This is a genomic window from Mariniflexile litorale (assembly GCF_031128465.2).
Lineage (GTDB): Bacteria > Bacteroidota > Bacteroidia > Flavobacteriales > Flavobacteriaceae > Mariniflexile > Mariniflexile litorale.
The window spans coordinates 905,572-919,152 of the sequence record NZ_CP155618.1; the positions used below are offsets into that span (position 1 = coordinate 905,572).

Annotated in this window: 13 protein-coding genes; 10 read left to right on the forward strand and 3 right to left on the reverse strand. The window is 31.5% G+C overall.

Going from position 1 to position 13,581, the window contains the following annotated elements:
• Positions 1-48: 48 nt before the first annotated feature.
• Entirely contained in the window at positions 49-891 is an 843-nt protein-coding gene (locus tag QLS71_RS03605; RefSeq protein WP_348636606.1) for a hypothetical protein, read from the forward strand.
• Positions 892-976: 85 nt separating this feature from the next.
• Here the strand turns inward: QLS71_RS03605 and QLS71_RS03610 are convergent, their stop codons facing one another.
• Positions 977-3,673: a valine--tRNA ligase gene (locus tag QLS71_RS03610; protein WP_308990550.1), complete on the reverse strand. Its 2,697-nt coding sequence runs from the start codon at positions 3,671-3,673 to the stop codon at positions 977-979.
• Positions 3,674-3,986: 313 nt separating this feature from the next.
• Here QLS71_RS03610 and QLS71_RS03615 point away from each other — a divergent pair, with 313 nt between their 5' ends.
• A complete protein-coding gene (locus QLS71_RS03615; RefSeq protein ID WP_308990551.1) occupies positions 3,987-4,412 on the forward strand; it encodes a DUF1573 domain-containing protein in 426 nt (141 codons plus the stop codon).
• 54 nt (positions 4,413-4,466) lie between these two features.
• On the opposite strand, the gene QLS71_RS03620 is transcribed toward QLS71_RS03615, so the two are convergent.
• Positions 4,467-5,807 (reverse strand): aspartyl protease family protein, encoded by a 1,341-nt coding sequence (locus tag QLS71_RS03620; protein WP_308990552.1) that lies wholly within the window; start codon positions 5,805-5,807, stop codon positions 4,467-4,469.
• 125 nt (positions 5,808-5,932) lie between these two features.
• Between QLS71_RS03620 and QLS71_RS03625 the strand changes: the two genes are divergently transcribed.
• The 4 genes from QLS71_RS03625 to QLS71_RS03640 all read left to right on the forward strand — a co-directional run bounded on the left by QLS71_RS03625 (position 5,933) and on the right by QLS71_RS03640 (position 9,535).
• Positions 5,933-7,123, forward strand: a complete 1,191-nt coding sequence (locus QLS71_RS03625) for a pyridoxal phosphate-dependent aminotransferase (RefSeq protein WP_308990553.1) — start codon at positions 5,933-5,935, stop codon at positions 7,121-7,123.
• Positions 7,123-8,136 carry a UDP-N-acetylmuramate dehydrogenase gene (murB, locus tag QLS71_RS03630; protein ID WP_308990554.1) on the forward strand — a complete coding sequence of 338 codons (1,014 nt, stop codon included), beginning with the start codon at positions 7,123-7,125 and terminating at the stop codon, positions 8,134-8,136. Before QLS71_RS03625 ends, murB begins: the two co-directional genes overlap by 1 nt.
• A gap of 68 nt (positions 8,137-8,204) precedes the next feature.
• Positions 8,205-8,735, forward strand: a complete 531-nt coding sequence (locus tag QLS71_RS03635) for an RNA polymerase sigma factor (protein ID WP_308990555.1) — start codon at positions 8,205-8,207, stop codon at positions 8,733-8,735.
• Positions 8,736-8,746: 11 nt separating this feature from the next.
• A complete protein-coding gene (locus tag QLS71_RS03640; RefSeq protein ID WP_308990556.1) occupies positions 8,747-9,535 on the forward strand; it encodes an anti-sigma factor in 789 nt (262 codons plus the stop codon).
• Between the two features lie 87 nt (positions 9,536-9,622).
• On the opposite strand, the gene aqpZ is transcribed toward QLS71_RS03640, so the two are convergent.
• Complete coding sequence (aqpZ, locus tag QLS71_RS03645) at positions 9,623-10,306, reverse strand: aquaporin Z (RefSeq protein WP_308990557.1); 684 nt, start codon at positions 10,304-10,306, stop codon at positions 9,623-9,625.
• A 149-nt stretch (positions 10,307-10,455) separates the two neighbouring features.
• On the opposite strand from aqpZ, the gene QLS71_RS03650 reads away from it, so the two are divergent.
• Genes QLS71_RS03650 through QLS71_RS03665 form a run of 4 tightly spaced genes read left to right on the forward strand, consistent with a single transcriptional unit; the run spans position 10,456 to position 13,559 of the window.
• Positions 10,456-10,659, forward strand: a complete 204-nt coding sequence (locus QLS71_RS03650; RefSeq protein WP_308990558.1) for a membrane or secreted protein — start codon at positions 10,456-10,458, stop codon at positions 10,657-10,659.
• A 6-nt stretch (positions 10,660-10,665) separates the two neighbouring features.
• The gene (locus QLS71_RS03655) at positions 10,666-11,778 is read left to right on the forward strand and encodes a glycosyltransferase (RefSeq protein WP_308990559.1); all 1,113 of its coding nucleotides are present in this window, start codon (positions 10,666-10,668) and stop codon (positions 11,776-11,778) included.
• Positions 11,769-12,314 carry a sigma-70 family RNA polymerase sigma factor gene (locus tag QLS71_RS03660; RefSeq protein ID WP_308990560.1) on the forward strand — a complete coding sequence of 182 codons (546 nt, stop codon included), beginning with the start codon at positions 11,769-11,771 and terminating at the stop codon, positions 12,312-12,314. The genes QLS71_RS03655 and QLS71_RS03660 overlap by 10 nt, the downstream gene beginning before the upstream one ends.
• On the forward strand, positions 12,315-13,559 hold the full coding sequence (locus QLS71_RS03665; RefSeq protein WP_308990561.1) for a divalent metal cation transporter: 1,245 nt from the start codon (positions 12,315-12,317) through the stop codon (positions 13,557-13,559).
• Positions 13,560-13,581: the final 22 nt, after the last annotated feature.

Below are 13,581 nucleotides of genomic sequence, written 5' to 3' on the forward strand. Positions count from 1 at the left end.
GGAAATAAATTTGTTCATTTAGCCTATTTAATAAATAGCTTATATTTATTGGGTGTAAAAAAACCTATGTATACTAAAAAATTTATTATTCTACTGTTCTTGCTCACAGCTTGTAAAAATCATAAATATTTATTTAATTCAGAAGCCATTAAATCTGATGCAAAAAAAATTGAATCCATTAGCTATTCAGTTGATACAAATCACACTACCATCAAGACAGATAGTACTTCTATTAAATGTGAAGAATTATTTGACAAAAAAGGGAGAATACATAAAACTTTGATTTTTGATACAAAAGGAAATTATGATTTGTGGATTGACTTTAAATATTCAAAAAAAGGGACTTTAATTAAAAAAAGCTGTTTTAATAATGATAGTACTATAAATTATTTTAGTACATATGAATATGGAAAAAACACAATCCGACAAAAAAACTACAATAAAGAGAAACAAGAAATCATAGAACGCCTTAATAAATATGACAAAAAAAGAAACTTATTAGAAATTAGTCAAATTAGTAATGATTCATCAGTTATTACTAGCATTATATTTTTTGATAAAAAGGGTAAAATAACAAAAATCAAAAAATATAAAAACCCTAATCAATTGTCTTCCATCACGAATAACACTTATGATACTAACGGTAATTTGATTGAAAAACTCAACAAGAACATTTCAATGAAAATAGCATATCAAAACATTTATAGTTATGATAAAAACGGGAATCAAACCTCAATAAAAAACTATAAAATCAAAAACAATGACACTACTCTTCGGTTTATAAAAGAAATCGAGAACACTTACAATAAAAAACAAAAACTTATTAAATCAACAATGAAATCCAATCAAAAAGCAACAACTTATATAAATGAATGGTTTTACTTTTATTAATCAATTTTGAATGAAATCATTAATTCTTATCTCAAGTACCAATGTACCAATGTAATTTTTAAGCAAACAAATACTCAAAATCCGATTATCCCAAACTAGCTAAACTAGTTTTTATAGTTTCAATTTTAGCCAAAGCATCTGCTTCTTTGTTTCGTTCGTTGGCAATAACCTGTTCGGGTGCACCTGCAACAAAACGCTCGTTAGACAGTTTCTTTTGTACCGATTTCAAAAAGCCTTCCGTATAACTTAACTCTTCAGTAAGTTTTTTAATTTCAGCTTCCACATCGATGCTTCCTGCCATTGGTATAAAATACTCATTCGATTTTACTCTAAAACTTAAAGCTCCTTCAACCGCTTCTTTCACATAAATGATGCTTTCAAGATTACCTAACTTGATAATAATATCGTCAAACAAAGTGCTTGATTTTTCATTATTAATCACAGAAAAACCAATAACATCTTTAAACGCAATATTTTTTTCTTTTCTAATATTTCTAATACCGGAAATAACTTCTGAAGCAAATTCAAACTCTGTAATCAAAGTTTCGTTTAATTCTTTTGCTACTGGCCATTTAGAAACTATTAAAGCTTCTTCTGGCGTGCGTTCTGCTATATAATGCCAAATATCTTCGGTTAAAAAAGGCATAAATGGATGCACTATTTTTAAGTTTTCTTCAAAAATTGAGATAATTGATTTATAAGTAACTCCATCAATTGGTTGTTGGTAAGCTGGTTTAACCATTTCTAACAACCAACCACAAAAATCGTCGTAAATTAATTTATAAATAGCCATTAAAGCATCACTTAAACGGTATTTACTAAAATGATCTTCAATTTCTATTAATGCTTTTTGAAATTTCGATTCGTACCAATCGATAGCCATTTTACTTGAGTTTGGTTGCGGAATCGTATCATTAATTTCCCAACCATCAACCAAACGGTAGGCATTCCAGATTTTGTTTCCAAAACCTTTTCCTTGTTGGCAAAGTGTTTCATCAAACATTAAATCGTTTCCTGCCGCACTACTTAAAAGCAGTCCAACACGAACACCATCGGCACTGTATTCTTCAATCAATTTTAAAGCATCGGGTGAATTCCCTAACGATTTACTCATTTTTCGACGTTGCTTATCACGAACCAAGCCTGTTAAATACACGTTATTGAATGGTTTTTCACCTTTATACTCGTAACCAGCAATAATCATACGAGCTACCCAGAAAAATAAAATATCGGGGCCTGTTACTAAATCATTAGTTGGATAATAGTATTTTATATCGGCATTTTCAGGATTACGAATCCCGTCAAACACACTCATTGGCCATAACCATGAACTAAACCACGTATCTAAAGCATCGGTATCTTGACGTAAATCGTTAGCTGTTAGTTGTTGATTATTAGCTTTATGTTTTGCTAATTCTAAAGCTTCTTCTTTAGTTTCTGCAACTACAAAATCCTCTTTTCCATCACCATAATAGTAGGCAGGAATTTGCTGTCCCCATAATAACTGACGAGAAATATTCCAATCTCGAATGTTTTCCATCCAATGGCGGTAGGTGTTTTCAAACTTCTTTGGAAATAATTTAATTTCAGAATCTTTGCCTAAAACGGCTTTAATAGCTGGTTTTACTAAATCTTGCATTTTTAAAAACCACTGATCGCTTAATCGAGGTTCAATGACGGCTTTGGTTCTTTCAGAAGTTCCTACCTTATTAATATGTATTTCAGTTTTAACCAAAACACCACTTGCTTCCAGTTCTTGAGCTATTTCCTTTCTTGCAACAAATCGATCTTTCCCTTGATAATGCAAGCCAAAACTATTTAAACTGGCATCGTCATTAAAAATATCAATAACTTCTAAGTTGTGTTTATCACCTAAATTCTTATCGTTTTCATCATGGGCAGGCGTCACTTTTAAACAGCCTGTTCCGAATTCAACATCTACATACTCATCTTCTATAATAGGAATGATACGGTTGCAAATAGGCACAATCGCTTTTTTTCCACGTAAGTGCGCAAAACGTTCATCATTAGGGTTGATACAAATAGCGGTATCTCCAAAAATAGTTTCAGGACGTGTGGTTGCAATTGTTAAATATTCCTCCCCTAACCCCTCCGAAGGAGGAGAACTCTCACTCATAACTCCTTCTCCTTCGGAGAGGGTTGGGGGGAGGATTTTATAATTTAAATAATATAAATTTCCTTGACGCTCTTCGTGAATGACTTCTTCATCAGAAAGTGTGGTTTTGGCTTCAGGATCCCAGTTCACCATTCGGTAACCACGATAAATAAGTCCTTTTTTGTGCAAATCAACAAACACTTTTATCACAGCCTCACTCATGTCATCGTCCATGGTGAATTTAGTTCTATCCCAATCACAAGAACAACCTAATTTTTTAAGTTGTTCAAGAATAACACCTCCGTATTCGTGCGTCCATTCCCAAGCATGTTCTAAAAATTCTTCACGAGATAAATTATTTTTATCAATACCTTGCTCCTTAAGTTTTGCAACTACTTTAGCTTCAGTGGCAATAGAGGCATGATCTGTACCAGGCACCCAACAAGCATTTTTACCTTGCAAACGCGCACGACGAATCAGCACATCTTGAATGGTATTATTAAGCATATGCCCCATATGTAGTACACCTGTAACGTTTGGTGGCGGAATGACAATGGTATACGGTTCTCTTTCGTCTGGCTCTGAATGGAAGTAGTTATGCTCCATCCAATAGTTATACCACTTAGTTTCTACCTGACTTGCATCGTATTTTGAAGGCATTTGCATACTTTGGAATAGTTTTTGAATAATGATTCGCAAAAGTACTTATATTTCTTTTTGTATAAAAGACATAATAGAAATTGATAAAAGCAATTCTTGTTTTATTTTAACAATAATTAAGAATTAGAATATAAAAGATATATGTACTTTTAACAAGCTCCTTTGTACAAGGAAAGCATTTTGTCTATTATTTTTGCTGTTTACAGGAATAATAAGTATGTTTGGAGTGAATTTTAACGCAAAAATAATATTTAAAACAGCTTAAATAACTGAGCTATTAACATATAAAGAATAAAACAACAATACAAATACAATAACAATGAAAAAATTATTTACAATTTTATTTATCGGATTAGCAAGTTTAACTATTAATGCGCAAGACAAGGTTGCTAAAATTGAATTTAAATCGGATACCGTTGATTATGGAACCGTTGAAAAAGGCTCTAACGGAGTGCGTGTTTTTGAATTTACCAATACGGGTGATGCGCCATTAATAATATCTAATGTGACTTCTAGCTGTGGTTGTACTATTCCTAAAAAACCAGAAGGTCCAATTTTACCAGGAAAAACGGGTGAAATAGAGGTGAAATATGACACTAATAGAGTAAACCCTATAAGAAAAACAATTACCGTTATTTCTAATGCAGAAACACCAACTGTTGCCTTAAAAATAAAAGGAGAAGTTGTTGATACTAAAAATGCTAGTGTTCTTGAAAAGACAAACAAAAGCGTTGTACAGCAGTAAAAATAAAATCAATTTATAAAAAATCCCTAAGTACTTAACTTAGGGATTTTTTATTTAATATGGGTTTTCTAAATAAAAACTAAAACTCAATACTTTTCCCTTTCTATCTACTTTTAACCGTATATGCTTTCCTGCATCATCAAAAAACTCGTGAATAACCTTTTGTAACGAAAATTCATGTGTTGCCTTATTATTTATTCTTAAAATGATATCTCCAATAAGTAAGCCTGCTTTTTGAGCTGGAGAATTATTGCGTATTTCCACAATGGCGTATGCTGGTTTTAATGACATTTTATACTGGGTGTCGATAACAATTTTAGTACTATTTATGGCATCATCATTTCTTAGAGACCCTGATTTTTCTTTTAAAACCCTATCATCTATTTCTTTTACGAATCGTACACCATCATGAGCTAGTTCAATACCGCTTTTATTATACCCAAACTTTTCTTTAAAATAAGCATTCTTCTTAAGTCGGATAGTCGCTTTTTGATAGTCTAAAATAACATTAAATCGTTTCAAAACATTGCCTGCCAAACTACCATTTCTATCCTTATGCTTTAGAGCAAATAAAATAGATGCATTATCTGGATAGGCAACATTCGCATTTTCTAAAACAAAACTTTTTAAGGATAGTACATCGATTTTAGAACGCTTTCCATAAACGCTTCCGCTCAAACCATGTCCTAGAAAATCATTAAAAAAAGTATTGCCTGATTTAATTCCTAAAGAATCGTTTTCAAACAGCCATAACCCATCACTTCCTCCTGAATCTATTAAAAGTTTTACTGGTATTTTTTTATCATCAATAGTAACTTCTACATTTATATATGGCTTGTTGTTATAAAATTCTAAATTCAGAGTCTCACACTTTCTACATTTTTTGTAATGGTAAGCTTCAGGCTCGGTTAATCTTAAATAGTTCTTTGAATAATTTATTTCAACAATAAAATCGTTAAAAATATCATTTCCAATAATACCATGTACAGGAAACCCCAACTTTGGAGCTAAATTTAAATTAACATCAAATATGGCGAAGATATCTTGTTTCAATTTTATAGCATCGCCTATTCTAAGAATATTATTGCTTGATTTTAATGCTTCAACCGACTCTCCGTCACCCAAACCTCTTAAAAAAATAGTTTCAGTATTTTTAATTTTTAAAGTATCGGAAACATTTAAAAAATTAAATATAATAGGCTTACTCACACCTGTATCTAATAAAAAAGAAAGCGTAACACCATTAATTTCTACTGGAATAATAATTAAATTATTGATGAGCTTGAATCTGATTTTTGTTGATTTTTGTTTGTTTTGAATAGTAAAGCTCCCTTGTGAAAAACCAAAGTCATTTAACAAAAAAACAACCAATATAAAAATCACAAACTTTTTCATAGTAAACAACAACGCTTTACATTCATTCAATTTACAAATCTTTATGACGTCAAATTTATTTTAGCAGCTTTTTTAAAAAAACTTTAAGATAATTTTCTCAACTTTGCGCCTTATAATTAATAAAAATGCCAACTATATCAAGAAAGGGGCTTTTAATGCCCGAATCACCTATACGTAAATTAGTTCCTTATGCAGAAGAAGCTGCTAATAATGGAAAAATCATTTACTATTTAAACATAGGACAGCCTGATATAAAGACCCCCGAAGTAGCCTTAAATGCAGTTAAGGAAAATGATATAGAAATACTTTCATACTCAAGATCTGAAGGATCGGATACTTACAGAAAAAAGTTAGCGACTTACTATAACAAGTATGATATTAAAGTATCTCATCAAGATATCATAGTAACCACGGGAGCTAGTGAAGGTTTATTGTTTTTATTTAGCAGCATCATGGATCCAGGAGATGAAGTTATTATTTCCGAGCCTTTTTATGCTAATTATATTGCTTTCTCAACCTCATCAGGCGTTAACGTTGTCCCTGCTGTTTGTAGCATTGAAGATAATTTTGCTTTGCCATCTATAGAAACTTTCGAAAAACTAATTACACCAAAAACTAAAGCTATTCTAATTTGTAACCCAGGCAATCCCACAGGTTATTTATATTCAAAAGAAGAAATAGAAAAACTAGCTGCTTTGGCTATTAAACATGACTTATTTTTAGTTGCCGATGAAGTGTATCGTGAGTTTGTTTACGATGGCAACACTCACTACTCCATTATGCAAGTAGATGGATTGGAAGAACATGCCGTAATAATTGATTCGGTATCAAAACGATATAGCATGTGTGGCGCACGTGTAGGGTGTTTGGTTTCTAAAAACAAAACTGTTTTACAAACCGTATTAAAATTTGCACAAGCACGTTTAAGCCCTCCAACTTATGCACAAATTGCAAGCGAAGCTGCTTTAGACACCCCGCAAAGTTATTTTGATGATGTGATTGCCGAATATGTTGAGAGACGCAACACACTTATTAGTGAATTACAAAAAATTGATGGTGTTAAAGTAGCAAAACCAAAAGGGGCCTTTTATTGTATTGTTGAATTACCTATAAAAAACTCAGACAATTTTGCTCAGTGGCTTTTAGAAGATTTTGATATTAATGGAGAAACGGTTATGGTAGCTCCAGCTGGTGGATTTTACTCCACACCTGGCTTGGGATTAAACCAAGTAAGAATTGCTTATGTGCTTAACAAAGAAAGCCTCATTAAAGCCGTACATATTTTAAAAGAAGCTCTTAAAGTTTACAAAGACTAGTGCAAATACAACAAAACATATCTCTTAAACCTTTTAATACCTTTGGTATTGATGTAATGGCTCATCATTTTATTTCGGTTTCCACTATGGAAGAATTAAAACAAATTCTATCTTTAAAGGAATACCCAAACAAACTTATTTTAGGTGGAGGTAGTAATATGCTACTTACAAAAGATTTTGAAGGACTTGTTATTCACGTCAATCTAAAAGGGATTGAAATAATTTCTGAACAAACAGATTTTGTACTTGTAAAAGCAAATGCAGGTGAAAATTGGCACGAGTTTGTACTTTGGTGTATTAATAATGATTTTGGTGGTATTGAAAATTTATCATTAATTCCAGGTAATGTTGGCACCACACCTATACAAAACATTGGTGCGTATGGTGTTGAAGTTAAAGATACTTTTGTATGTTGTGACGCTATTTCTATAGAAAATTTACACACAGAAACTTTCAATAAACAAGACTGTCATTTCGATTATAGAAATTCTATTTTCAAAAATGAAGCAAAAGGTAAGTATATAGTCACTAGTGTGACGTTCAAACTTACTAAGCAAAACCATAAACTTCATATAAATTACGGTACCATTACATCTCAATTAGAGGTAATGAAAATTACAGAACCTACCATTCAAGATATTTCAAAGGCTGTAATTTTTATTCGTGAAAGCAAATTACCAAACCCTAAAATTATAGGCAATAGCGGCAGTTTCTTTAAAAACCCAGTTATTTCGAAAACAGATTATAATAAGCTGCTTAAAAATTTTGAAGATATGCCTAGCTATTCAGTTTCAGACAATGAAGTTAAAGTCCCAGCAGGTTGGCTTATTGAAAAAGCAGGTTTTAAAGGCAAACGTTTTGGAGATTATGGTGTTCATAAAAATCAAGCTTTGGTGTTAGTAAATTATGGTAATGCCAAGGGTGTTGATATTTATAATCTTTCCCTTTTAATACAAGAAACCATTAAACGCCTTTTTGGTATTTATATAGAAGCCGAAGTAAATATCTTATAATACCAAAGAAATTTCTAACTTTGGTAATAATTTTAAATTCAAGTTTTCACTTTTAAACCCTATTAATCTTGATTTCATCTATAGAAAAAGAAATAGTTAGCTTATTGGAACGTGGCGACAAAAAAGCCATTACCATACTGTATGAAAACTATGCCGATGCCTTATATGGTGTTATAAAAAAAATAATAATAGACGATGATACGGCTCAAGATGTACTTCAAGAGAGTTTTGTAAAAATATGGCGTTACTCAAAAAAATACGATTCTAGCAAAGCAAAACTATTTACTTGGCTTTATAGAATTGCTTATAATACCGCTATAGATAAGGTTAGGTCTCAAAAAAACAAAGATAGTAAGGAAGTCCAGATAGATAAATCTAGCGTATATAAAATATCAGCGGACGAATTAAATCAGGATGTTATGGATATGCAAAAACACCTGAGTACTTTGGACGAGAAATATCAAATAGTAATAAATGCACTCTTTTTTGAGGGCATGACCCAACAAGAAGCTAGCGATGAACTCAATATTCCGCTAGGTACTATAAAATCGAGATTAAAAATTGGATTGCGTGAATTAAAAAAAATTTATAATCCTTAATTAAAACAGTCATGAATGCGAAAATAACTACTTTTTTAAATTCTGGCCTACTAGAAAAATATCTATTAGGTGATACTACTTCTGTGGAAACAGAAATGGTTGAATCTTTTATTTCAAAATATCCAGAAGTACAGAATACTTACAATACATTACAATATAATCTAGAAATAGTTTCTAAAAGTAATGCTATTGAAGCCCCAACAAGCATCTTAAATAAGATTTTAGATGATCTTGATGAAGCACCTGTTGTAAAAATGAATCCTACAACAAGACAAAAATTATGGTACAAATTTAGTGTAGCTGCTAGTGTAGCTGCTTTAATATTTGCAGGAAACTCTTATTTCTTACACTTAAAGAATCAAAAACTAGCCGAAGAAAACCAAGTGGTAGTTGATGAAATTTTTGATTTACGAAGTGATATTGATGCCAACAATAAAAAGTTAGACGCCATTATGAACCAATTTATGGAGCTTAATGATCCTAATACTTATAAATACATTATGCAAGGCAATAGTCGGGCAAAAAACTTAAAAACTGTTGCCTATATAAATTCTAAAGAAAAAACATCGATGATAGATGTTGTTTCTTTGCCACAATTACCAAAAGAACAATGCTACCAAATTTGGGCAGAGTTGCAAGGTAAAATGGTAAGTTTAGGCATTTTAACAGATGCTGACAGACAATTAAGAGCCATTCCTTATACCGAAAACGCCTTAGGATTAAACATTACTATAGAACCAAAAGGCGGTAATACCACTGCATCTCTAGATAATATGGTAGCTGAAATTGATTTGCAATAGATTAATAACAAAATAATACCTCAAAAAAATCCTCATTTGTCATTTTCAAATGAGGATTTTTTAGTGCCTAAAATTAATTTAGATCTATTATTTGTCAAATAAATTTTTATGAATTAAACCCGCCACAATGGCACCAGCAATTGGAGCAACCCAAAACAGCCATAGCTGAGCGGTAAATTCGCCTCCTGCAAATAATGCCTGACTTGTAGAACGCGCAGGATTAACTGAAGTATTTGTTATGGGAATACTAATTAAGTGTATTAAAGTTAAAGCTAAACCAATAGCAATGGGTGCAAAACCTTTTGCTGCTCTTTCGTTCGTACTACCTAAAATTACTAATAAGAAAAAAGCTGTTAATATAAATTCAGCTACTAATGCAGACGTCATAGAATAACCACCTGGTGATAAATTGTCATAACCATTAGCTGCAAAACCACCAATGTCCACAAAATCTGACTTTCCAGATACAATTAAATACAAGGCTCCAGCTGCTGCTATAGCACCAATTAGTTGAGAAATAATATAGCCTAATAAATCTTTAGCTTCAAACTTGCCTCCTGCCCACAACCCTAAAGATACCGCGGGATTAAAATGACCACCAGAAATATGCCCTACTGCATACGCCATAGTTAATACGGTTAAACCGAAGGCTAAAGCTACGCCAGCAAAACCAATTCCTAATTCAGGAAATCCTGCTGCAAAAATGGCACTTCCACAGCCTCCAAAAACCAGCCAAAAGGTTCCAAAAAATTCTGCAAATAATTTTTTCATAAGTTAATAGTTTAAATATTAGATGTTTAAATGTACGAATTCATTTTAATTTTAAGAGACATAAATAAGAAATTAATTACATAAGTATCTTTTTAAACACATTATCAATTTATACTTAAAAGCATTATCTTTGCATAAAATAAAAAAAAATGAAACTTCTTTTAATAACAATCGTTTTATTAGGATTGGGAATTGCAGGAATTGCCATAAAAATTTGGGCTAAAAAAGACGGTAAATTTGCAGGCACTTGCGCTAGCCAAAACCCCATGCTTAACAAAAATGGTGAAAGCTGCGGCTTTTGCGGGAAAACGCCTGACCAATTTAATGATTGTAACGAACCTCAACACTCTTAATTTTTTATGAGTTTACTTGATTTTGTTTATTATAGTTTTATTACTGTAGTTTTTATTCAAGTTATTTATTATGTTTTTTTGTTCTCTAAGTTTGCATTCATAAAACAGAAAAAAGAACGAACAAAAAAAATCCCTGTATCCATAATTATTTGTGCCAAAAACGAAGCTCAAAACCTTAAGAAATTTTTGCCTTCAATTATTTCTCAAAGTTATCCCGATTTTGAAATTGTTTTAATTAACGATGCTTCTACTGATGACACACTCGATGTTATAGAAGCTTTTGCTGCAGAAAACAACAACATTAAAATTGTAGATGTTAAAAATATTGAAGCCTTTTGGGGAAATAAAAAATATGCTTTAACTCTAGGCATTAAAGCTTCAAAAAATGATCACCTTTTATTTACCGATGCCGATTGTAAACCTGTTTCAAAATATTGGATACACAACATGAGTTCTCATTTTAATGATGAACAAACCATTGTTTTAGGATATGGAGCTTATTCAAAAATTGAAAAATCATTTTTAAACAAACTTATTCGTTTTGAAACTTTAGTCACAGCGGTTCAATATTTTTCATATGCCAAAGTAGGCATTCCGTACATGGGAGTAGGACGAAATTTAGCTTATACAAAAAAAGATTTTTTTAAGGCCAATGGTTTTATTAATCACCTAAAAGTACGTTCTGGTGATGATGACTTATTTATAAACCAAGTGGCAACAAAAAACAATACAGCCATCTGTTTTTCTAAAAATAGCTTTACCCAATCTATACCAAAAACAAGCTTTAAAGACTGGATCAAACAAAAAAGACGACATATTTCAACAGCCAAATACTATAAATTAAAACACAAAATTTTATTAGTATTATTTTATAGCACTCAATTACTGTTTTGGTTTTTGGCTCCCATACTTATTATAGCTACCTATAAATGGCCTATTGTTGTTATCTTAGTTTTAATAAGACTCATATTACAATACACTATTTTTGGTTTATCATCAAAAAAATTAGGAGAACAGGATCTGATTATAATGCTTCCCTTTTTAGAAGTTTTTTTAATTATAACACAATTAACTATCTTTATAAATAATCTTATCTCAAAACCCAATTATTGGAAGTAAATGAAGCTATTAAACGTGCCAAGGAAAACGACCAAAAAGCATTTAATTTTTTGTTAGATACCTTCTGGGACGATGTATACGGTTTTCAATTAAAGCGAGTTCAAAATGAAAATGATGCTGAAGACATAACCATTCAAACATTTTCTAAAGCCTTTGATAAAATTGAAACTTTCGACAGTAATTACAAATTTAAAACCTGGCTAATAACCATTTCGAAAAATATTCACATAGATTTATTACGGAAGAAGAAAAACTCTATTTCTCAAATTATTTCTAATGATGACAAATCTATTTATCAAATTTTAGATGAATCACCATCTCCCGAAGACGAACTTATTACCAAACAACACTTAGCCAAATTACTTCGCGATATTAAAAACCTAAAACCGCATTATCAAGAAATTATAAATTTACGCTACTTTCAAGAGTTAAGTTATAAAGAAATTTCAATTCAGCTTAAAGAACCTATCAATAATGTGAAAGTTAAGTTATTACGTGCTAAAAAATTACTATCCGAAATTATTCAGGAAAAATAAATGATTACTAAACTTAGAAACCTTGGTCCTGGTTTATTATTTGCTGGTGCAGCTATTGGCGTTTCTCACTTAGTACAATCTACACGCGCTGGTGCCGATTTTGGCTTAGGTTTTTTATGGGCATTACTTTTAGTAAACTTATGTAAATATCCGTTTTTTCAATTTGGACCGCGTTATGCAACCGCTACAGGTGAAAGCTTATTAGATGGGTACAATAAGTTAGGTAAAGGGATTTTATCCACCTATTATATTCTTAATTTAGCCACCATGTTTACCATACAAACGGCAGTAACCATTGTAACTGCAGGTTTAGCAGCAAGCTTGTTCGGTGATTTTAAATCTTTTAGTATAGGAGCTAAAACAATAAACAGCACGGAAATTTGGACTATCATCATAATAGCCATCTGTTTAATCATTTTAACTTTAGGAAAGTATAGACTTTTAGACAGGTTAATGAAAATCATCATTATTACTTTAACTATTAGTACCCTTTTAGCCGTATGTGTGGCTCTATTAAATAGGACTGAACCTGTAACTTTAAAACAAATACTCCCAAATAACAGTTTAGAAATAGGTTTTCTAATAGCATTTATGGGTTGGATGCCTGCTCCGTTAGATGTTTCGGTATGGCAATCACTTTGGGCTATAGAAAAAAATAATGAAACTAAACTATATTCACCTAAATCAGCTTTATTTGATTTTAATATTGGTTATTTAAGCACTATAATTATAGGCATTGGTTTTCTTCTTTTAGGTACTTTAGTCATGTTTCATAGCGGCGAAACATTTAGCACTTCGGCTAGTGTATTTTCTGGGCAATTAATAAATATGTACACTAAAAATCTTGGCAATTGGGCATATATTATAATTGGTATCGCAGCATTTACAACCATGTTTAGTACTACGTTAACAACCTTAGATGCGTCGCCAAGAGCCATGGCAAAAACAACTGGCTTATTATTTAAAAGGTCTTCAAAATTTAATTACACTTTTTGGATTGCTTTATTATCCATTGGAACGGTATTCATCTTTCTATTTTTAGCATCCGAAATGGGTTTGCTTATTAAGATAGCTACCATTTTATCCTTTATTACGGCTCCGTTTTATGCCATTATAAATTATATCCTTATTTCAAGTAAACACACTCCAAAAGAATGGCATCCCTCAAAAAAGTTACACCTATTAAGCTTATTAGGCATTGCTTTTTTAGTAGGATTTAGTGTGTGGTATCTCATCTCTTTATAAGATACTTTTAAAAGAATACTTC

Bases quoted from the DNA above. Each gene is read 5' to 3' on its own strand.
- QLS71_RS03610 (WP_308990550.1), bottom strand. From the start codon at position 3,673: ATGCAAATGCCTTCAAAATACGATGCAAGTCAGGTAGAAACTAAGTGG.
- QLS71_RS03615 (WP_308990551.1), top strand. From the start codon at position 3,987: ATGAAAAAATTATTTACAATTTTATTTATCGGATTAGCAAGTTTAACT.
- QLS71_RS03620 (WP_308990552.1), bottom strand. From the start codon at position 5,807: ATGAAAAAGTTTGTGATTTTTATATTGGTTGTTTTTTTGTTAAATGAC.
- QLS71_RS03625 (WP_308990553.1), top strand. From the start codon at position 5,933: ATGCCAACTATATCAAGAAAGGGGCTTTTAATGCCCGAATCACCTATA.
- QLS71_RS03640 (WP_308990556.1), top strand. From the start codon at position 8,747: ATGAATGCGAAAATAACTACTTTTTTAAATTCTGGCCTACTAGAAAAA.
- aqpZ (WP_308990557.1), bottom strand. From the start codon at position 10,306: ATGAAAAAATTATTTGCAGAATTTTTTGGAACCTTTTGGCTGGTTTTT.
- QLS71_RS03650 (WP_308990558.1), top strand. From the start codon at position 10,456: ATGAAACTTCTTTTAATAACAATCGTTTTATTAGGATTGGGAATTGCA.
- QLS71_RS03655 (WP_308990559.1), top strand. From the start codon at position 10,666: ATGAGTTTACTTGATTTTGTTTATTATAGTTTTATTACTGTAGTTTTT.
- QLS71_RS03665 (WP_308990561.1), top strand. From the start codon at position 12,315: ATGATTACTAAACTTAGAAACCTTGGTCCTGGTTTATTATTTGCTGGT.